Source organism: Ruegeria sp. AH12 (genome assembly GCF_056541465.1).
In genome coordinates this window covers 68071-88560 of record NZ_JBQFYL010000005.1, presented here as the reverse complement: position 1 = coordinate 88560, position 20490 = coordinate 68071, and the positions used below count along the sequence as shown (strand labels likewise).

Below are 20490 nucleotides of genomic sequence, written 5' to 3'. Positions count from 1 at the left end.
CATGTCCATTCAAGCGGTCATCTTTGATATCGGCAATGTCCTGATCGAATGGCAGCCCGAGCGCTATTATGATCGCGTGATCGGCGAAGATCGCCGTCGGGCCATGTTCGAAGAGGTTGATTTGCATGGCATGAACGATCTGGTGGATCAGGGCTATCATTTCACCGATACGATCTACGATTGGGCCGAGAAGTACCCGGAATGGCGCGATGAGATCCGTATGTGGCACGACAAATGGATCGAGCTTGCCGCGCCCGAGATTCCACATTCGGTGCGGCTGCAGCGGGCGCTCAGGGCCAAGGGGGTGCCGGTCTTTGCATTGACAAATTTCGGCGTACAGAATTTCGATTATGCCACCACGGTCTATCCGTTTCTGGACGAGTTCGACCGGCAATATGTCTCGGGCCGGATGAAGATGGTAAAGCCCCATGTGCCGATCTACGCGCAGGTCGAGGCCGATTGTGGCCTGCCACCCAATGCACTTCTGTTCGCGGACGATCGGATCGACAATATCGAAACGGCACGCGGGCGTGGATGGCAGACGCATCACTTCAAAGGCCCGGACGGCTGGGCAGATCGACTGGTGGCAGAGGGGTTGTTGACCCCTGACGAAGCCCGCTAGGCTGGTGCGGGTGTTGCGCCTCGATTCTCGCGAATTGGCAAATGAACAATGGCGCTGAAGGCTCCGACCGCGACGCCGATCCACCAGACCATCGTGTAGTCACCATAGACATCATACATCCGGCCGCCCAACCAGACGCCAAGGAACCCTCCGATCTGGTGGCTTAGGAAGATGAAACCGTAAAGCGTGCCCATGTAGCGCAAGCCGTAGAGGTGTGCGACAAGACCCGAGGTTAGGGGCACCGTGGCGAGCCATAGCGACCCCATGACAATTGAGAAGATGATCACCGAAGTCGGCGTGATCGGCATGAGAATGAACGCCGCAGCCGCGAGGGTTCGGGCTGTGTAGATGGCGGCCAGCAGGTATTTCTTGGGGAAATGGTTGCCCGCCCAACCGGCCAGCAGCGTGCCGCCGATATTGGCTAAACCTACCAACGAAATCGCAACCGCACCTAGGGCGGACGTGGTGGTGATACCCAGGGAGTGCAGGACGCCTCCGGGTTGAATCGGGCCGCACATCTCGGTCACGAAGGCAGGGAAATGGGCGGTGATGAAAGCCAGTTGATAACCACAGCTGAAAAAGCCCAGAAAGATCAGCGCATAGGACGGATCTCGGAACGCTTTGCCAAGAATCTGGCTCATGCTTTCTTCCAACTCGGCTTTGCTGACTGGCTGTGGCGCTCGCATGAACGGCAGTGTCAGCACAAGGGCAAGGATCGCGACGGCAAACACGATGAAGACCTGTTGCCAGGCCAGGAAGGTGAGAAGCCATTCGGCGGTTGGTGCGCCGATCACTTGGCCGAAGCTGCCAGCCGCAGTTACAATCGCCAAAGACATGGACCGGTTCTTGTCTGATGAGGCCCGACCAACCACCGCAAGGACCACGCCGAACCCGGTTCCCGCGATGCCAAACCCCACCAGCCAAGCATAAATCTGATGCCCAAACGGGGTGATAGACCAGGCCGACAAAACCATGCCTGCCGCATAGGTCAGCGCCCCAAGAATGATTGCCTTACGATCCCCAACCTTTTCGGCGATCGCGGCGAAGATCGGTTGCCCAATGCCCCAGGCCAGATTTTGAATCGCGATAGCAAGTGAGAAGTCGGTGCGCAGCCAGCCGAACTCACCCGCGATCGGGATCTGGAACACGCCAAACGAGGCGCGCACAGCGAAACTGACCGTGATGATGATACATCCGACAATCAGAATCGGATTTATTAGGCGGGCAGAATGCGGCATGGGGGCCTCGGTCCAATAAGTGTTTGCCGACGGTACCGGATTCACTCTGGCCGTCAATTCAACAGATTTGCGGTCGAGGATAAGGAATTTTGATGTATCGGCAGAACTGCTTGCTTTTCAAGTCGCCGTCTCATCGGTAAGGCTCTGACCTATGACGGATTTGATCTCGCTTTATGACACCCGCATCAATGCAGGAGAGCTGACCCGCGACGATGCGCAAGAGGCCGTGCTGCCGCATTTCGAACGGATCCGTGCAGCGCTGGCAGCCCCTGTAAAGCGTGGTTTGTTTCGCAAAGCACCGCCCGCGCCCAAAGGGTTGTACCTGTGGGGCGGTGTTGGGCGTGGAAAATCCATGTTGATGGATATGTTCGTCGACAGTTTACAGGATATTCCAGCCCGGCGAGTGCATTTTCATGCCTTCATGCAGGAAATCCACGCAGGTATGCACAAAGCGCGCAAGGAGGGTGTTGAGGATGCGCTGGCACCGGTGGCGCAAGATGTGGTCAAATCCGTCCGGTTGCTGGCCTTTGATGAGATGCAGATCACCGACATCACTGATGCGATGATCGTTGGGCGTTTGTTCGACATGTTGCATGCAGGCGGTGTGGTGGTCGTAACGACATCGAACCGGCATCCGGATGATCTGTACAAGGACGGGCTGAACCGGCAGCTGTTTCTGTCGTTTATCGCGCATATCAAAGAGCAACTGCAGGTGTGGGAGCTGGTCTCACCCACCGATTATCGCCAAAACCGGTTGGAGGGCGCACCGGTCTATTTCACTCCGATTGGCCCCGAAGCCCGCCAGAGTATTCGCGCGGTATGGGCTGATCTGGCTGGCGGTCCGGCCGATCCCTTGGTGCTGCAGGTCAATGGGCGCGCGGTTGAACTGCCTCAGTTCCGCAACGGAATTGCCAGGGCGACCTTTTATGATCTGTGCGGCCGGATGCTGGGACCTGCGGATTATCTGGCGATTGCCGAAACGGTGAAGGTTTTGGTGCTGGAAGACATCCCGCGTCTGTCGCGGAACAATTTCAACGAAGCCAAGCGTTTTGTTACTCTGATCGATGCGCTCTACGAGGCGCGGGTGCGGTTGATCTGTTCTGCCGCAGCAGAGCCGGAGATGCTGTATGTCGAGGGGGAAGGCACGTTTGAATTCGAGCGCACCGCCTCGCGCCTGCGGGAGATGCAGGCTGAGGATTGGGGAGCTTAGGGGGCTCTGCCCCCACCGCCTTTGGCGGTTCCCCCGGGATATTTTTTGGCCAGATGAAGCCCTGCGGGGGATGCCCTTAGCCGTTTTCGCGCAGGATATGGCCTGCAAGGTAGAGCGAGCCGCAGATCAGCACGCGGGCCTGTGGATCCCGGGTAACGATTGAGCGGAGCGCATCACCAACACTGGCGGCGGTTGTGGCGTGCAGATTGACTTTCGCGGCGGCGGCGGCGGTGTCTTCGGCGCTAAGCGTTGCCGTTTCACCGGGGATCGACACTGCGATCAGGCTCTCGGCTTGCGCGGCCAATGGCGCAAGGTATCCGGTGACATCCTTGGTGTTCAGCATACCGCAGATCATATGGGTTGGCCGCTTTGGCAGGTTCGACAGCACATCGGCCAATGCGATACCCGCGGCGGCATTGTGACCGCCGTCCAGCCACAGCTCTGCCTGCGGCGCGGTCTGGACCAGAGGACCCGTTTTTAGCCGCTGCATGCGCGCAGGCCATTCGGCACGGCTGACGGCGGCCTCATAGGCGGCATCACCAAGATTGAGGTGCCGCAGAACAGCGAGTGCCGCGCCTGCGTTCTGGATTTGATGCGCGCCCAGGAGGTTGGGCAGCGGCAGGTCGCGGAGGCCGGTTTCGTCCTGATAGATAAGGCGCCCGTTTTCTTCGGCCACGTGCCAGTGTTGGCCATAGGCGATCAGCGGCGCGCCGAGGCGGGCGGCAGTTTGTTCGATAACTTCCATCGCTTCGTCCGGTTGCGGACCAACGACACAAGGCACACCGCGTTTGATGATCCCGGCCTTTTCGGCCGCGATTTTGGCCAGCGTGTTGCCCAGGAATTGTTCATGGTCGATGGAGACCGGTGTAATCACCGTCATCGCCGGAGTATCGATCACATTAGTGGCATCCAGGCGTCCGCCCAGTCCGACCTCGAGCAGTGTGTAGTCCGCCCGCGAACGTGCAAAAGCCAAAAGGGCCGCGCAGGTGGTGATTTCGAAATAGGTGATATTCTCGCCACCATTGGCAGCGTAGCATTCATCCAGCACAGCGGTCAGATCAGGTTCCGAGATAAGCTCGCCCGCCAAACGGATCCGTTCGTGAAACCGCGCGAGATGCGGCGAGGTGTAGGCATGGACCAGCAGCCCCACCCCTTCGAGACCGGCGCGGATCATGGCCTGGGTTGAGCCCTTGCCATTGGTGCCCGCAATATGGATCACGGGTGGTAGTTTGGCTTGGGGATTGTCCAGCGCACCCAACAAACGCCAGACACGATCCAAGGTCAGGTCGATGATCTTGGGGTGCAGCGCCATCATCCGGTCGAGGATGGCGTCAGATGTTTGGGGGGTCATTTCTGATCCGTATCGTCAGCTGGGGCGTCTGCCTTGGCCACCTCCGGTTCCGGCGCGGGCAGATCGCCCCGTATCGCCGGAGGCTGGTTCATCAGCATCCGGGTGATGGTGATCAGCTCGTCTCGCATGTCGGTCCGTTTGGTCACGCGATCCAGCATGCCATGATCCAGAAGATATTCGGCGCGCTGAAACCCTTCGGGCAATTTTTCGCGGATCGTTTGCTCGATCACGCGCGGCCCGGCGAAACAGATCAGGGCGTTGGGCTCCGAGATATGCACATCACCCAGCATCGCATAAGACGCGGTTACGCCGCCCGTAGTCGGGTGTGTCAGCACAACGATATAGGGCAGGTTCGCCTCTTTCAGCATTTCGACCGCAACAGTGGTGCGGGGCATCTGCATCAGGCTCAGGATACCTTCTTGCATCCGCGCGCCACCTGCGGCTGAGAACAGGATCAGCGGGCGTTTTAGTTTCACTGCTTCTTGAGCCGCAGCAATGATGGCGTTGCCGACATACATGCCCATCGATCCGCCCATGAATGAGAAATCCTGCGCAGCCGCCACAATCGGCGTGCGCCCAATCTCACCAGCGGCGACCAACATCGCCTCTTTCTCCCCCGTCTTCTTCTGCGCCGCTTTCATGCGATCAGGGTATCTCTTCTGATCCCGGAAATGCAGCGGATCATCCTTGGGCGCGGGCACGTCGACTTCGGTGAAAATGCCACCATCAAACAGATGCTTAAACCGGTCGCGCGGCGTGATCGCCATGTGATGGCCGCACTGAGTACAAACATTCTGGTTTTCTGCCAGCTCGCGGTGGAACAGCATGGTTCCGCATTCCGAACACTTGTGCCACAGGTTTTCGGGCACCTCGCGGCGCGAGAAGATCGAGTTGATCCGGGGGCGGACGTAGTTTGTGATCCAGTTCATATCGGAACCTTAATAGAGCGGCTTTGACGTCAAATAAGACGCAACGGAAGGAAATGCAATCAACGCCTGAGTGCAATCCGCGCGGTCAGCCAGCAGACCAGCATTGTTGCGAAATCCACAAACAGCCATTGGCGCAGCATATCGGTCTCTGACATCTCAAAAGGCAACAGGTAGAGCGCCAAACCGCTCAGCGAATCCGGCAACGAGATAAATACAAGCGCGATGAGATTGTTGAAGAAATGCAAGGCGATGGCCGGACCCAATGTGCCAGATCGCGCTGTCAGGTCCGAGGCCAGAACGCCAAACACACATGCCCAGACCGCCACGATGACTGCGTTGTCCCCGGCCAATTCGGGGGCGTAGTGGCCTGCCGCAAACAGGGCTGAGGGCACGCCCATCCAGATCAGGGGCGATTGGAATCTGGCCGCCAGCGATTGCTGAATGTAGCCGCGAAACAGGATCTCTTCGGCGCCGGTTTGAATCAAAACTGCACAAGCAGCGAGGGGCAGCAGGATCAGCCAGACCGGCAGTGCCAGGTTTTGGATCAGCGGCTCGCCCATCCCATAGGGTGGCAAAGCAAACATCACCAACCCCAATATCAATAGGGCCAGAAACACGCGCCCGAACTGCTGCACGGCCAAATTGCGTGGCCCGAGGATGTGACCTAGAGATCGGTGCTGCATCACCCGCGCCGCCGCCGCGACACCCACGATCAGAAACCCGAAGCTGACCAGCAGTAACAATGTGCCTGCCGCAGTCGATCCGCGAAAGAACCCTTCGGCCTGCGCAAGCGGGATTAGGCCGGCGATGAGTGCAAAGATCACCGAATTCAGCGCCATGTAGAGCGCAGCAACAATGACCAGACCAGCCAAAAGCCGCCATAGCTCAGGCCGGGCACGTGCATCAACAACCAGTGCCTCATGGGCCGCATACGCGCCGGGCTCAGGCGTCATTGGCAACGCTTTCGTCCGAAATTGCCTGAGGCACCTCCGGGAAGATTTCCGAAGGAGTCTGGGCTGTGTTGATCCGCATCGCCAACGTAGTCAGATAACCCGCAACCGTTTGCAACAATTGAACTGCAACTGTTGCGTCATTTTCAATGACTGCGCGTAGTTCCTCGGCCCCGATACGCAGGAATGTACAGTCTGACACCGCAGTCAGGTCCAGCTGACGGGGTTCGCCGGTGATAATGGACAAATCCCCGATCAGGCGCCCGGGTTCAACGACCGAAATGGTACGACTACCGCCCTCTTCATCGACCCAGTCCAGATTGGCCGTGCCTTTGATGCACAGATAGGCCGCATCAGCCGCCTGCCCGCGCGAGAATATCTGCTGCCCCGCCGCCACATCGAACCATTGCGCGGAAAACGCCAACAGGCGTTGGTTACGCGCATCGATGCCAGAAAACAGTTCGGTCGAAGAGATGATCTCGAGCTTGCGGCTTAGATCTGCCGAGGTGCTTTCCTCATGCTTTGTCTGTGTGCGTGAGACGCCATCGATCCGGCCATCTTTGATCTCAATGAACAGGTCATAAGCTTCGGGATGCGCGAAGTGATCTTCCATGAAGATCATGATCGAGTCTGGCAGCAACTCGCGCAGTTTCAACCGGGTTCGCAGACGGCTTTCGGAATCGTGGCTGGCCAGCGCCTTGTCGAGGATCAGAACATCCGGCCGCTTGATGCCAGCCCGGGAAAAAGCCGCGCGTTCCTGAAAGACCGTGGCCAGATTGTTGCCGCCCAGACCGGCTGGCAGATCATAGATGATCGCAGCAGCCCGGCGTCTGAGACCCGCCTCGTTCATGGCATCTGCGACTACATCCTCAATCTCATCCAGATGCGCGCCCGCCGTTACCGAAACCCGGCCGTACAGCGCATTTACCAACACGGGCAGTATCGGGAAATATGTGTCAGGGGACAGCGGGACAAACATACCGTTCATCGCCCCGCGTAGCTGTTCGGCCTGACCCTGCCGAATTGCAAGAATCTTGTCCTTGTACTCGTCCGGGAAATCCGAGCCAATTTGTTCGGCGGTCAACAGGAAGGGAACGGTCAGCAGCAGGGCGTGTTCTTCATCGCTGAGCCCCGCGTCGCCCTTGGCCTTGCGGCGCTCATCTATGTCCAACCAGCGGTGATACATTTCCTTGCTCATGCCCAACCGCAGGAACAACGGGTGATCCGTGCCATCCCGGCCGAAGGTCCGGCTAAGCGTATCCAGCACGGCGTTCGATATATTCAGCGCTTCCTCTGCCAGATCATGCGCCCGAAGCATCGACAGAAAATGCCCGTCATTGGCCAGGCTTTCAGGTGAAATCTGGCGGGTCGGTGCGGCATAGAGCAGGTTTCCACCCAGCGGAACGGTTGGGTTGAACTGTTCCGGATCAAACCGGTGGACATACTTGTCCAAGCCTTTTTCGCGCAGACGCGTCGCAATCGTATCCCGCAGATTGACGATGTCCTGCGCCAGGTTCGGATGCAGTTTCGGGTCAAAAGACGACCCTAGCGTTCGGCGGAACATGAACTCGTCAATACCCATCGCCTCAACCAGTTGGAACCACCAGTCGCGAATATCGTCGATATCGTCCAGCCCTGCCAAACCGGGATCAATCCACTCATCACTCAGGGAATCTGTCGGATTGCCCGAACGCGCAGATTCGATCTGTCGGCGGGTCGGGGCCTTTACACCAGCCTCATCAATCTGCGGATGCGTTCGCAGCGGCATCATCAGATTGTCGCCTAACGTGCCATCAAATAGATAGGGCCGCGAATAGGCATAGCCGATGCGCGCGGCAATCACTGCCTGATGCATATTGCGCAGATCATGCCCGGCCATGATCACCTCACCCTGAACCGGCAGCACCTCTCGCGTCAGCAATTGGCCAAGCGCTGTACGCTCCGCCGAATTGGTCGACTGAATCGCCACTCGCGCGCCTTTCGGGATCTTCAGGTCAAGGTCTTCAAGAATGGTTTTACCGTCACCATCCCGCACAGTCACATTGCGCAGTTCAATATCGCCATTCAAATGCGGAACCGTCTCCGGTTCACCGTCGAACAGCTCCTCCGGGATCATGCTGTCCGGGGCAAAGCGCTCGGTCACGATTTCCCAGCGCAGTGACATATCCTGCACTTGGTTGTAATAGGTCAGCAGATCCTTCCACGGGCCGCTCAGGTCTTTGTACGCCCCAAGCGCCGCGACCAGGGCACCTACCGTGATCTCGCCTTTGATCGCCAGATAGCCACCGACGGAATAGAACAGGAACGGCGTCATCTGAGTGATCAGATTGTTGAGAAACTTCATAAAGAATTTCTTGTTGTAGATCTTGAACCGAATCTCGAACAAGGTGCCCAACCGATGGCTGAATTGCGCCAGACGATAGCGCCAGCCTCCATTGGTCCGCAGATCACTGATGCCGGCGGCACTTTCGCCAATCTCAGAGCTTAGGCTGCGCACCTCCTGAATGCGGTCCTTGTTCAGCAGGTTGATCTGGCGTTGCAGCTTGGGGATCAGCCAGGCCTGTAACGGGATCAGCGCAATACTGGCCAGCCCGAACCAGACGCTTTGCATGAACAGGAATGTCACGATGGTCATCATCTGACCAAACTGGAACACGGGCTGGGCAATGGCATCGCCCATCAGGCCACCCATCGGTTCAGCCTCGGATGTGATCATCGACACCAGCTCTCCCTGGCTGGTGGTCGCAAAATACGACTTGGGAAAGCGCATCGACCTGTTGATCAGAGTGAATCGGAGGCGTCGCAGCATCCGTTCGGCCAGAACACCCTTCATCGTGTTGATCCGCATTTTCATCACACCGCTGGCGATAACGGTCGCCAGAAAGGCGAAACATAGGATCAGCAGATACTGCACCTGGGTGAATGTGATCCCCCAGACGGCAACTGTATCGCCAGGCGCACCGATAGCATCGTTGATGATCTGCTTGGGCAGCTCAAGTGAAGCGTAGAGAAACGGAAAGGACAGAACCGTCAAACCCAACAGCACAAGCTGCTGCTTTTTCGAATATTTCCATATGAATGAAAACAGAGTGGGTTCCATGAACTGGCCTTATCTGTGCTTAATCTGTTGCGCGGAGGTTCCGAGGAAAACCCACCCTCAGCCCGGTGCAAGACGGTAAGCATTGACCCGGCTGATTACAAGAATGCAACGGGTCTTTGTCGCGCCGAATACAAATCGACACCCACGGGTCTTCAGGATTTGGTGATTATTCACCCCCATACTGCCATTCCGGGTTTGTCCCCTACACCGTCTTTGACTAAAGAGGTGCAACTTGGGACGATTGGACAATGGGCAGGATTCTGGATCGCTACATACACCGCAAGACGTTGCAGCGATGGCGCAAAGCGGCGGAGCAGGCACAAGATACGCCGCAATCGGCGCTGCGCCTGCAACGCGATCAGGCGCGCGGGTTGCGGGCCAGTCTGAACAAGTTGATCCATATTGCAGATAGCCGCTTGGCCCGACCGCAGATCGGGTCGGCCCAGTTTCCAAAACCCGTTGGCACGGATTGGGCCTGGCGGCCCGATTTGTGGCGTGGACCGTTGGTGCAATCTGGGCTTGCCTCAGCGCCGCGCAAGGCGGATATTGATGGGCAGGTGACCCTGTTTCACGATTGTCCCCGCGCCCAGATCGCAGTGCGCCAAATCCGCAACCGCGACGAAAGCGATCTTGCGCCGTTCAGCCTGTCGGTTGAGGCATTCAGTTTTGAAGGGACCTTCCTGTCCCTGTCGATCGAATTGCCAGCCGACGCCGCGCACGATCTGACCCTACAGCACCTGCTGCGGCTGGATGTGCTGGTAAACAGCGAACAGGACACAGGTATTTTCGCCCGGCTCAATATCCAGCACGGACCCAACACTGAACAGGTGTTGCGGCAGATTGATCTGTTGAAAACGCCCAGCGCTGTTGATTTTGATCTGGCGCATCTGCCCCTGAACGAACGGCGGATCGAGAAGATCTGGCTGGATGTGATTTTTGAGAACCCGCGCATGAACCGCATTCTTCTGCGCGATCTGACCCTCTGCCGCCGCCATCGCGCCGATTTGTGAGACACCAAACCATGACGCTCCCCAGATTGATCCCCCTTCGGTTCGAAAACGGCCTGTGGCAAGGCCATCTTGAGGCCGAAACAAAACCAGATGTCGAGGTGCGCTATCTGGGCGAGCCCCTGCCCGAGGTCACATTGACAGAGGCCCAGGATGGGTGGGCCTTGGCTGTTCCTGTGCCCGCAGCAGCCCTGTCCGAAGGCGTACACTGCTTTGTCATCGTCGACACGGCAACCACTCAGAAACTGGGGGATTTCACGGTGATTGCGGGCGAACCCGCCGCAGATGATCTGCGGGCCGAGGTCGAATTGCTGCGTGCCGAGTTGGAAATGCTCAAACGCGCTTTTCGCCAGATTTGCCGGGGCGACGACTGACCGCCAATAGTCCGTCAACCTATCTTTCTGGCTTCATTCATGCATCATTGACCCATTTCGATCACGAAGGATGCGGATATGGATCGCAGCAGCATTGTAAAAGTTGCCGCATTGATGGTGACGGGTTTTGGCATCGGTATCGATTTCACCGGCGCCCTGATGCTGGTGCCCGCAATCGAAAACAGTTTCGACGCTGACATTACCAGCACCCAATGGGTGCTAAACATCTACGCCCTGTTTTTTGCCATGACCATGGTCGCCGGGGGCCGCCTAGGGGATATGTACGGTCATCGAAAGATCATGATCATCGGTCTGACGATTTTTCTGTTTGCATCCGTGATGTGTTTTGTCGCCCCCAGCCTGGACTTCCTAGTTGGCGCGCGGGCCCTGCAGGGGATCGGCGCGGGCTGTGTCTGGCCTTGCACACTGGCCTTTGGGGCCACCAAAGTCTCACGCCCGGAACACCGCGCCCTTGTGATGGGCCTGATCCTGGCCGGTGTAACCACGGGCAATGTCTTTGGCCCCATGATCAGCGGGCTGGCGGTTAGCTTCGGAGAATGGCGGTATTTCTTTCTGGCGAACATCGTCTTTTCCTGCATCTCCATGGCAACCGCGCTACTGCTGATGCAGCGAGAGACCCAGCACAAACAGGGTGAACATATCGACTACGCCGGTATGGGCATCCTGTCCTTTGCCGTACTGCTGTTGCTTTATGGGTTGGATGTTGGTGCCGATTGGGGCTGGACCTCGGTTCCCCTGCTGCTTTTGTTCTTCGTCAGCGCGGTTTTGTTCTTTCTCTTCCCCAAGGTCGAAAAACGCGTGCTCGAACCGCTGCTACTGCCTCAGATGATGCAGAACAAACAGTTTCGGATCACGCTGGGGCTGAACATGTTCAATGTGTCCGCCGCCTTTGTCGGCCTGCTGTATTTCCCGCAGTACATGCAGAAGGTGCTGGGTTGGTCGACTTTCGAATCTGCGCTGGGGCTGGCACCGCTTACCCTGTTGCTGGCTGTTGGGTCAGTGGTCTCGGGCACGCTCTACAATGATTTCGGCCCCAAACGGCTGCTGTTCTGGGGCTATCTGATCGCCACGGTTGGCGCAGCCAGTATCGTGGTTCTTCCCGCCAGTTTCGGATATTTTCAGATCCTGCCCGGCATGGCGATGATCGGGCTGGGTGCAACGCTAACGGTTGGCCCATCGGGCACAGCTGCGGTCTGTGCCGTTAAACCCGAACGCGCCGGACTTGTGGGCGGGCTAAGCTTTATGACCCATCTCGTCTATGGCGCCATCTCGGTCGCCTGCGCCACAGCGATCATGTATGTGGTGTCTTTGTCCAGCCTGCGCGACAAGCTGGCGGCGGCCAACATCAGCCTGACTGACGCCGACCAGCGGGCCATCAACGGCGGAACACTCGACACCGAGTCCGCCCACGCCGTATTGGCCAAACTGAATACCAATCAGGTCGAAACCCTGAAATCCGCAATTGCCAGCGCGTTTGATAGCGGACTGAACATGGCCTTTATCTTTTCCACAGTCTCAGTATCGGTGGGCATCCTGCTGGCGCTGATGCTGGACGAAAGCAAGCTACATAAGATCGAGGAATAAAGAAGGGCCGCGCCCTGCGCGACCCTCGTTTCCTTTGACCAAGCGACCTACTGCGACGGCCCGTTCGGGTTGAAGGCGGACAGGCCCTTGAGGATATCGATGGCATAGGCCAATTGGTAATCCTCTTCCCGCAGCTCGGCTGTCTCTTCGGCCTTGGCGCGATCTTCTTCAATCTGGCGGATTTCATCCTCGCTTAGGCTGTCATTGTCCAGACTGCCGCGCAGCTGGGCCTCGGACCGGGTGAAGGGGTTCTCCTCGTCCTCCTCGGCCTCGGGCTGCGGACGCGGTTGTTCCACGATGATGTCCGGGCTGACGCCAAGCGCCTGGATCGAACGACCCGACGGCGTGTAGTAGCGCGATGTGGTAAGGCGCATCGCCCCATCGCCACGCAACGGCATCACCGTCTGGACCGAGCCTTTGCCAAAGCTCTTGGTGCCCACCACGATCGCACGACGATGGTCCTGCAAGGCACCCGCAACGATTTCAGAGGCCGAAGCCGAACCACCATTGATCAGAACAACGATGGGCTTGCCTTCGGCCAAATCGCCGGGGGTGGCGTTGAACCGCTCGCCATCTTGGGGATCACGGCCGCGGGTCGAAACAATCTCGCCTTCGTTCAGGAACGCATCCGATACCCGGATCGCTTGCGTCAGCAAACCGCCTGGATTGTTGCGCAGGTCCAGCACCACGCCGTTGACCTTATCGATCCCGCCCGCTTCGGCGATCTGTTCCTCAAGACCCGCTTGCAGGTTCGGGAAGGTTTGATCGTTGAACGTGGTTACACGCAACACAACGCTGGTGCCTTCGGTACGGGCACGCACAGCGGTCAGTTTGATCGTGTCGCGGATAATGGTGACATCAAAAGGCTCAGGCTCGCCTTCGCGAACAACCGTGATGATGATTTCGGAGCCCACAGGCCCGCGCATCAGGTCAACCGCCTTGTCCAGCGTCAGGCCCAGAATGCTCTCACCATCCACATGAGTGATGAAATCCCCAGCTTCGATCCCGGCTGCCGCGGCAGGCGTATCATCGATGGGCGAAACGACTTTGACAAAGCCTTCCTCTTGCGTCACCTCGATGCCAAGGCCGCCAAATTCACCGCGTGTCTGCACGCGCATCTGCTCGGCGTCGTCGGGCGACAAATAGCTGGAATGCGGGTCGAGCGATGTGAGCATACCGTCAATCGCAGCCTCGATCAGCTCCTCAGGCTCGACCTCTTCGACATATTGCGCGCGGATGCGTTCGAAAATGTCACCGAACAGGTCCAGTTGCTGATACACATCGGCCTTTTTCTCGGCTTCCTGCGCCAGAAGCGGGCCTGCAATCTGGGTGGTCGCGATAATCCCTGCCACGGTTCCGGCCAGACCGGCCATCACAAATCTCTTCATACTCGTCTATCCATCCTTGTTGGTCCGAAACCACGATTCCGGGTCCACGGGGCTATTGTCTTCTCTTATCTCTATATAGAGCGTTTCTGACCGGTCAGTTCCAGTGCCATCACCACTTGTTGACAAAATAGCGCCGATTTCGGGCGCCGCACCGGGCATTAGCCCAACCGGTGTGCCTTCGGGGATCACCTGTCCGATGTCTCCGTATACCTCCTGCAAACCTGAGAAAACGAATAGAAGTCCGGGCTGGGGTTCCAGAATGATCAGGTTCCCAAGGTCCAGCAAAGGTCCGCGATAGCGGATCGTTGCTGCGGTGGGCGCGGTGACCAAGGCGCGGGGCCGTGTGCCCAAAACCAGTCCGGGGCGGGTCACCCCCGCCGCATCGGTTTCCCCTGCACGGTGCAGCAAGATACCTTGTACCGGAAGCGGTACATCCCCCTTGCGGCTGGCCACGCTTGCGTCGGTCGCGGCAATTTCACCTTCCGAGATTTCGGACAACCCGCTGGCGAACCCATCAAGCGTCTCCGTGGATGAGATCAGGATTGCTGTCTTGATCGGGTCCTCAGCGAAACGCTTTGGCAGGTCGGTCCGGTCAGCAATCGCCTCGCTCAGCCGGGTTCGGGCGGATTGCACGCCGCTTAAACCCTCGGTCAGTGTTTCGGCGGCGTCCTGTTGCAGCAAACGCAGGGTCTGAACCTCTTGCAGATCGCGCGCCAGATCTTCGGCCTTGGCGTTCAGGCCCGGCGTGACCTCGGACAGCATCATGCCCGTCCGCGCCGCGCCCAGAGGGCCTGAAGGATGCAACATTAGAACCGGCGGTGCCGTGGTTTCGATCGTCTGCAACACACCCAACAGCTGCGCCACATCCTCTTCCCGCGTGCGCAGTTCTGCCGATAGCTGAGCCTCTCGCGTAGCGGCCATGCGCAGGCCATCACGCATCGCGGACAAGCCTGCTTCATAAGCCTGAATGGTCTCGGTCAAAGCCCGCACGCGGTCCCGCGCGCTGTCCGCTTCGGTCAGCGAGATCGAGGCCTGTTCCAGCATCTCCGCTGCTTCAAGCGCCGCCCGCGATGGGTTCTGTGCTATGGCCTGACCAGCCAAAGACAGTGCTATGGCAGCGGCCATTACCCTCATGAGATCAAGCTTTCACCCGTCATTTCAGGCGGCTTGGGCAGGTTCATGAGGTCGAGCAGGGTTGGTGCCAGATCAGACAAGCGCCCGCTGCGCAGCACGGTCCCTTCAGGACCCCCAACCAAGGCCACCGGTACCGGGTTCAGCGTATGCGCTGTATGCGGCCCGCCAGTTTCCGGGTCGACCATCACCTCGCAATTGCCATGATCGGCTGTGACGATCATCGCGCCACCGACCTTGTTCAACGCCTCAACAACTTGCGCCAACCCCTGATCGACCGCCTCACAGGCTTTGATCGCGGCTTGCAGGTCGCCGGTGTGACCCACCATGTCCGGGTTGGCATAGTTGGTGACGATCAGGTCATACCCGGCCTCGATGGCCTCAACGAATTTTGCCGACACTTCGGCCGAGGACATCTCGGGCTGCAAATCATAGGTCGCGACTTTGGGCGATTTGGGCATATCGCGGTCTTCGCCTCCCTCGGGCACCTCTTTGCCGCCATTGAGGAAGAAGGTCACATGTGGGTACTTCTCGGTCTCGGCCAGCCGAAACTGGCGCAGGCCCTGCTTGGCCACCCATTCGCCCAGCGTGTTTACGATAGCGCGTTTGGGGAACACGGTGGTCATATAATTATTATGCCCATCAGAATACTCAACCATTCCCAACAGCGCCGACAAAACCGGGCGCGGACCAGTATCAAAATCAGCAAAGCCCGGCTCGCCAATAGCGCGCAGGATTTCCCGCGCGCGGTCGGCGCGGAAGTTCAGGCAAAAGAACCCGTCGCCGTCTTTGACACCTTGATACCCATCCAACACCGTGGGCGTGATGAATTCATCCGTTTCCGATCGGGCATAAGCGTGATCAACGGCCCCATGCGCCGTGCTGGCCGCGCGGCCCTGCCCCTTGATCACGGCATCATACGCCTGTGAGACCCGCTCCCACCGGTTGTCGCGGTCCATGGCAAAGTAACGCCCGCTGACCGAGACAATACGGGCCCCTTCGGGCAGGCGTTCCTCCAGCTCGGCGACATAGGTCAGGGCCGACTTTGGGGCAACGTCTCGTCCGTCGGTCAAAGCATGCAGCGCGACCGGAACACCAGCATCGGTGATCGCCCTGGCCGCCGCTAAGATATGGTTCACATGCCCATGTACGCCGCCATCCGAGGCCAGACCCATCAGATGCGCCGTGCCGCCTGCGGCTTTCACCTTGGCAATAAACGCCTGCAGCGTGCCATTGTCGAAGAAGGAGCCATCCTCGATCGCCAAATCGATCTGTCCCAGGTCCATCGCCACAACGCGACCGGCGCCGATATTGGTGTGTCCGACCTCGGAATTGCCCATTTGCCCGCTGGGCAGGCCTACATCCGGGCCGTGGGTGATCAGTGTGGCATGAGGACCCTTCATAATCGCATCAAACGTGGGCGTGTCGGCCAAATAAGGGGCATTCGCCTGCGTGTCATCGGACAACCCCCAACCATCAAGAATGCACAAGACTACGGGTTTGGGCGTGGCCATTTCGATCTCCGGTAACTGCTCTTGCCCCATCTTCTAGCCTCTGGTCGCCGGGGGGTGAACCGCCTTTGAAAGAATTGGTGCGGATTTAATCAAACCGTCAGTGAAGAAAAACCTTACGTAAGGTCCTCTTGTGTGATCAGGGCCGGGCCGCCTAGTCTCGGGACCTGAGGAAGAGGACAATCATGCAAACAGGACTTTCGGGTTTTGCCCTGATCTATGTGTTGGCGCCCGCTGCACTGATGTTATTGGCGCGGCACTGGGCTTTGGCCGGGCGTATCGGGCCGATTGTTTTGTGTTACATGGCCGGGCTGGCCTTGGGGGTTTCCAGCCTGCAACCCGAAGCCGCACAACAACTTAGGGAAACCGTGATCGAGGCGAGCCTGGGGCTTGCTCTGCCCTTGCTGCTGTTTGGCGTCAACCTGCGGGCCTGGGGCCGCGTGGCCGGGTCCGCTTTGCTGTCCATGGCACTGGCTGTTCTTGCGGTTGGGCTTGTCGCCACCGGGCTGTACTTTGCCTTCAGCGCCGCGGGCACCGAACAGGCAGAGCAGCTTTCGGGCATGGCAGTCGGTATGTATACGGGCGGTCTGGCGAATATGGGCGCGATCAAATTGGCGCTGGATATCCCCGAGGGCCGCTATTTGCTGTTTGCAACCGTCGACACGGTCGTCGGCGCGACCTATCTGTTGTTTGTGCTGACCCTTGCGCCTGCGGTCTTTGGTCTGTTCCTGAAACCCTTCGCGGGCGACCGTGACGCAGACCTCCCGCAAGAGGGCGAGGCGACAAAGCCAAACCTGTATCTGCATGGCATCATCGCCTTTCTAGCGGCGTCGCTTTGTGTTGCGGCCGCGTTGATCTTTGCGCCGACCTTCAGCTTTGCCGCTCAACCCGTGGTCATCGTGATCTTGCTGACAACACTGGGCCTTTTGGGATCACTGACGCCATCGCTGCACCAAAACAAAGCCGCGCCTGAAATGGGTATGTTCCTGCTCTATATTTTCTCTTTCAGTGTCGCCGCTTCGATGGATCTGGCCAAATTGCAGGACATGGATCTGGCTGTTCTGGGTTTTGTCCTGATCGCCACCTTTGGCAGTTTCACCCTGCACGCGCTGTTCGCCCGGATCGCGAGAATCGACCGGGACACATTCCTGATCACGTCGGTTGCCGCCGTCATGTCACCCGCCTTTGTCCCCATGATCTCGCGCAGTCTGCGCAACCCCGCGATCTTGATGTCGGGCATGGCAACCGGCATTCTGGGATTTGCCATCGGGAACTATCTGGGCATTTCACTGGCGCTGCTGCTGGCCAGAGGGGGATAGGATATGGATCATCAGAAACTGTCTGCGGCGGGTCGTCCCGAGGATGAGATACTGGATCAGCTCAAATCCTTTGCCGAGGATGACCCGAATTATCGTGATGGCCGCACGTGGAGCCTTGTTTATCACCTGGATGACGCGCACGATGCCTTCATCTCCAAGGCCTACAGCGCGTTTTCGTCGGCCAACGGGCTGAACCCCGCTGCTTTCCAAAGCCTGAAACGGATGGAGACACAGATCATCTCGACCATGGCAGGTCTGCTGCATGGCGGGCCGGACACGTGCGGCGTTGTGACGGCAGGCGGGACGGAAAGCTGCCTGATGGCGGTTAAAACCTACCGCGATATGGCGCGCAAAAAGCGCAAGGTGACGCGGCCCAATATGATCCTGCCAAAGACCGCGCATGTGGCCTGGTTCAAGGCGGCCGAGTATTTCGGCGTCAAAGCGCGCCTGCTGCCGATGACTCAGGACTATGCGACTGACATCTCCCGGCTGAAACGGATGATCAACGCCGGCACCGTGATGATCCTAGGGTCGGCCCCCGAGTACCCGCACGGCACGATCGACCCGATCACCCAAATGGGGGCGATCGCACAATCTAAAGGCATTCCTCTGCATATCGACGCCTGCATCGGCGGGCTGATCCTGCCGTTCATGGAACGCAACGGCATTGACCTGCCCGACTGGGATTTCCGCGTTCCAGGTGTCACCTCGATCTCGGCAGATCTGCACAAATACGGCTATGCGGCCAAAGGGGCCTCGACCATCCTTTACCGCAATCTCGACCTGCTCAAGCATCAGATGTTCATCTGTCAGGACTGGCCCGGAGGGGTCTTTGCCTCACCCGCCCTGCTGGGCACCCGACCCGGTGGGGCCTATGCCGCCGCCTGGGCAGTCATGCAGAAACTGGGGGTCGAGGGCTATTGCCAGCTGGCCAAAGACACGACCGAAGCCGTCGAAAAACTGAAATCTGGCATTGCGGCGATTGACGGCCTGCGCATTCTTGGCAATCCCCAAGGGCCGTTGCTGGCTTATGGCTCAACCGACCCGAAGCTCAACATCTATGCAGTGGCGGATCAGCTGGAACGCGCGGGTTGGAGCATCAATCGCGTCCAGAATCCCGATGGCATTCACTGTATGGTCACCGCCAAACATCTGCATGTGGCTGATGAATATCTGGCTGATCTGGCACAGGCGGTTGCCACCGTGCGGGCAAATCCCGATCTGGCCAAGACCGGCGGCGCTGCGACCTATGGCATGATGGCGCATGTCCCACTGCGCGGGATGGTCAAATCCAAAGTGCTGGATGTATTCGCCGAAATGTATCGCGCCGGGGGCGGGGGTTTACATCTGGATGATGGAAAATCGCCAAACCTGCTGGAACGCGGCATGGCGCGTTATGTGCAATGGAAAGCGCGGCGTAGTTAGAGCCTGACAATCAAGATTGCCGCTCCATCTGCTCCAGCATCTTCTTTGCGCGTTTGCATTGCAGCTGATCGCGCAGCGGGCTGTCCGGGTCTACATCTTTCTGACAAACCACGCATTTATCCGCGCCCGAGATTGCGTTCAGACCACCGCAGCTGCCTTTGATGGTCTTGCCCATAAGCATCACACCCAATGACATGCCAATCATGACAAGTGCCAGCAGAACAAAAGCCAGAATGAAAGTGCTCATCTCGGTTCCTACCCGTCAGTCGGTTCCCAACGCGTCTTTGAAGGCGCTGCTGTGAACCGTAATATAGGCATCATCGCCGCCTGTCACATCCCGCGAGATGAAATACACGGCAAGTTTATGCTGCTCCGCAAGTGCCAGCCCTTTTTCCTGCCCCAGGGCCAGCATCGCGGTCGCCCAGGCATCGGCCATCATCGCGTTTTCCGCCAGAACGGTGACTGAGGTTGTCCGATGGGTGATCGGACGGCCCGTGACCGGGTCGATGATATGCGAATAGCGCACGCCATCTTGCTCGAAGAAGTTTTTATAGTCGCCCGAGCTGGCCATGCCACGATCATTCAGCGGAACGATCAGTTGCACGGTTTGCGATCCGGCTTCGGGCTTTTCGATACCGATTTGCCAGGCCTCACCTTTGTCATTCTGTCCCTTGGCGACCAGATCACCACCAATCTCGACCAGATAGTCCTCAATCCCTGCTTCACGCAGGGTCCCAGCCACCGCGTCAATGCCATAACCTTTTGCGATTGCGGACAGGTTGATCCCCACCGCTGGATCGGATTTCGCCAAAGTACCTGCAGCGCTGTCCAATGTCAGCAGCCGGGCCTGACCAACACCGCTGAGCGCTGTCTCGATGTCCTCGGCCGATGGCACCGGATCTTCGGGTTTGCGAGGGCCAAAGCCCCACAACTCGATCAGCGGTCCGAGTGTGACATCAAAGGTCCCACCTGTTTTCCCGTGCACATCGTTTGCCGCGGCCAGTACCAAAGCGAACTCTTCCGACACCGCCACAGGGTCCGTGCTGGTCGATGCTGAGAAAGTTGAAACCTCGGAATTCGGATCCCAATTCGACATCTTGGCGTTGACCTGAGCCAGAGTCTCTTCGACCGCTGCGGCCAGCGCCGCCTCGTCCAAATCCGCGCCAATCGCGGTGATGTTGAAGGTTGTGCCCATTGTTTCGCCGGACAGGCGGATAACTTCGGGTTCCTTGTCAAACAGACAGCCGGTCAGAGCGGTCAAAAGGGCCAATGCTTGCAGCAGGCGCATGGGGTAGTCTCCGGGAAAATCAGTGCCCGGCATATGCCAGCC

The 20490-nt window shown here is 58.4% G+C and carries 17 protein-coding genes; 7 read left to right on the top strand and 10 right to left on the bottom strand.

All coding sequences use genetic code 11. The annotated features are described in order from the left end of the window. The first annotated feature begins 1 nt into the window (after nucleotide 1). Nucleotides 2-622 carry an HAD family hydrolase gene (locus ACR0EL_RS10630; protein WP_480499832.1) on the top strand — a complete coding sequence of 207 codons (621 nt, stop codon included), beginning with the start codon at nucleotides 2-4 and terminating at the stop codon, nucleotides 620-622. Here ACR0EL_RS10630 and ACR0EL_RS10625 read toward each other — a convergent pair. Beyond that, nucleotides 619-1860, bottom strand: a complete 1242-nt coding sequence (locus ACR0EL_RS10625) for an MFS transporter (RefSeq protein ID WP_480499831.1) — start codon at nucleotides 1858-1860, stop codon at nucleotides 619-621. The two genes, ACR0EL_RS10630 and ACR0EL_RS10625, sit on opposite strands and share 4 nt — an antisense overlap. Nucleotides 1861-2011: 151 nt before the next feature. On the opposite strand from ACR0EL_RS10625, the gene zapE reads away from it, so the two are divergent. After that, nucleotides 2012-3070, top strand: a complete 1059-nt coding sequence (zapE, locus tag ACR0EL_RS10620) for a cell division protein ZapE (RefSeq protein ID WP_480499830.1) — start codon at nucleotides 2012-2014, stop codon at nucleotides 3068-3070. A gap of 76 nt (nucleotides 3071-3146) precedes the next feature. On the opposite strand, the gene ACR0EL_RS10615 is transcribed toward zapE, so the two are convergent. Genes ACR0EL_RS10615 through ACR0EL_RS10600 form a run of 4 tightly spaced genes read right to left on the bottom strand, consistent with a single transcriptional unit; the run spans nucleotide 3147 to nucleotide 9400 of the window. Then, a complete protein-coding gene (locus tag ACR0EL_RS10615) occupies nucleotides 3147-4421 on the bottom strand; it encodes a bifunctional folylpolyglutamate synthase/dihydrofolate synthase (protein ID WP_480499828.1) in 1275 nt (424 codons plus the stop codon). Further along, entirely contained in the window at nucleotides 4418-5350 is a 933-nt protein-coding gene (gene accD, locus ACR0EL_RS10610; protein WP_480499827.1) for an acetyl-CoA carboxylase, carboxyltransferase subunit beta, read from the bottom strand. Before accD ends, ACR0EL_RS10615 begins: the two co-directional genes overlap by 4 nt. Before the next feature lie 59 nt (nucleotides 5351-5409). Then, a complete protein-coding gene (locus ACR0EL_RS10605) occupies nucleotides 5410-6303 on the bottom strand; it encodes a CPBP family intramembrane glutamic endopeptidase (RefSeq protein ID WP_480499826.1) in 894 nt (297 codons plus the stop codon). Beyond that, the gene (locus ACR0EL_RS10600) at nucleotides 6293-9400 is read right to left on the bottom strand and encodes an ABC transporter transmembrane domain-containing protein (protein WP_480499824.1); all 3108 of its coding nucleotides are present in this window, start codon (nucleotides 9398-9400) and stop codon (nucleotides 6293-6295) included. Before ACR0EL_RS10600 ends, ACR0EL_RS10605 begins: the two co-directional genes overlap by 11 nt. 248 nt (nucleotides 9401-9648) lie before the next feature. On the opposite strand from ACR0EL_RS10600, the gene ACR0EL_RS10595 reads away from it, so the two are divergent. The 3 genes from ACR0EL_RS10595 to ACR0EL_RS10585 all read left to right on the top strand — a co-directional run bounded on the left by ACR0EL_RS10595 (nucleotide 9649) and on the right by ACR0EL_RS10585 (nucleotide 12386). After that, nucleotides 9649-10410: a DUF6478 family protein gene (locus ACR0EL_RS10595; protein WP_480499823.1), complete on the top strand. Its 762-nt coding sequence runs from the start codon at nucleotides 9649-9651 to the stop codon at nucleotides 10408-10410. Between the two features lie 11 nt (nucleotides 10411-10421). Beyond that, nucleotides 10422-10781: a hypothetical protein gene (locus tag ACR0EL_RS10590; protein WP_480499822.1), complete on the top strand. Its 360-nt coding sequence runs from the start codon at nucleotides 10422-10424 to the stop codon at nucleotides 10779-10781. A 78-nt stretch (nucleotides 10782-10859) separates the two neighbouring features. Further along, nucleotides 10860-12386: an MFS transporter gene (locus tag ACR0EL_RS10585; RefSeq protein WP_480499820.1), complete on the top strand. Its 1527-nt coding sequence runs from the start codon at nucleotides 10860-10862 to the stop codon at nucleotides 12384-12386. A gap of 47 nt (nucleotides 12387-12433) precedes the next feature. On the opposite strand, the gene ACR0EL_RS10580 is transcribed toward ACR0EL_RS10585, so the two are convergent. From ACR0EL_RS10580 to gpmI, 3 genes are read right to left on the bottom strand one after another with little or no spacing between them, the layout of a single operon-like run. Further along, complete coding sequence (locus ACR0EL_RS10580) at nucleotides 12434-13774, bottom strand: S41 family peptidase (protein WP_353011140.1); 1341 nt, start codon at nucleotides 13772-13774, stop codon at nucleotides 12434-12436. A 6-nt stretch (nucleotides 13775-13780) separates the two neighbouring features. After that, a complete protein-coding gene (locus ACR0EL_RS10575) occupies nucleotides 13781-14908 on the bottom strand; it encodes a murein hydrolase activator EnvC family protein (RefSeq protein WP_480499819.1) in 1128 nt (375 codons plus the stop codon). Continuing rightward, the gene (gpmI, locus tag ACR0EL_RS10570) at nucleotides 14905-16419 is read right to left on the bottom strand and encodes a 2,3-bisphosphoglycerate-independent phosphoglycerate mutase (protein WP_480499818.1); all 1515 of its coding nucleotides are present in this window, start codon (nucleotides 16417-16419) and stop codon (nucleotides 14905-14907) included. Before gpmI ends, ACR0EL_RS10575 begins: the two co-directional genes overlap by 4 nt. 182 nt (nucleotides 16420-16601) lie before the next feature. Here gpmI and ACR0EL_RS10565 point away from each other — a divergent pair, with 182 nt between their 5' ends. Together ACR0EL_RS10565 and ACR0EL_RS10560 are read left to right on the top strand one after the other, a co-directional pair. Continuing rightward, nucleotides 16602-17735 carry a DUF819 family protein gene (locus ACR0EL_RS10565; protein ID WP_480499817.1) on the top strand — a complete coding sequence of 378 codons (1134 nt, stop codon included), beginning with the start codon at nucleotides 16602-16604 and terminating at the stop codon, nucleotides 17733-17735. 3 nt (nucleotides 17736-17738) lie between these two features. Continuing rightward, nucleotides 17739-19160, top strand: coding sequence for a pyridoxal phosphate-dependent decarboxylase family protein (locus ACR0EL_RS10560; RefSeq protein ID WP_480499816.1), 1422 nt, complete (start codon nucleotides 17739-17741; stop codon nucleotides 19158-19160). Nucleotides 19161-19170: 10 nt separating this feature from the next. On the opposite strand, the gene nqrM is transcribed toward ACR0EL_RS10560, so the two are convergent. Together nqrM and ACR0EL_RS10550 are read right to left on the bottom strand one after the other, a co-directional pair. Beyond that, the gene (gene nqrM / locus ACR0EL_RS10555) at nucleotides 19171-19407 is read right to left on the bottom strand and encodes a (Na+)-NQR maturation NqrM (RefSeq protein WP_353011132.1); all 237 of its coding nucleotides are present in this window, start codon (nucleotides 19405-19407) and stop codon (nucleotides 19171-19173) included. 15 nt (nucleotides 19408-19422) lie between these two features. Then, nucleotides 19423-20448, bottom strand: a complete 1026-nt coding sequence (locus ACR0EL_RS10550; RefSeq protein ID WP_480499815.1) for an FAD:protein FMN transferase — start codon at nucleotides 20446-20448, stop codon at nucleotides 19423-19425. Nucleotides 20449-20490: the final 42 nt, after the last annotated feature.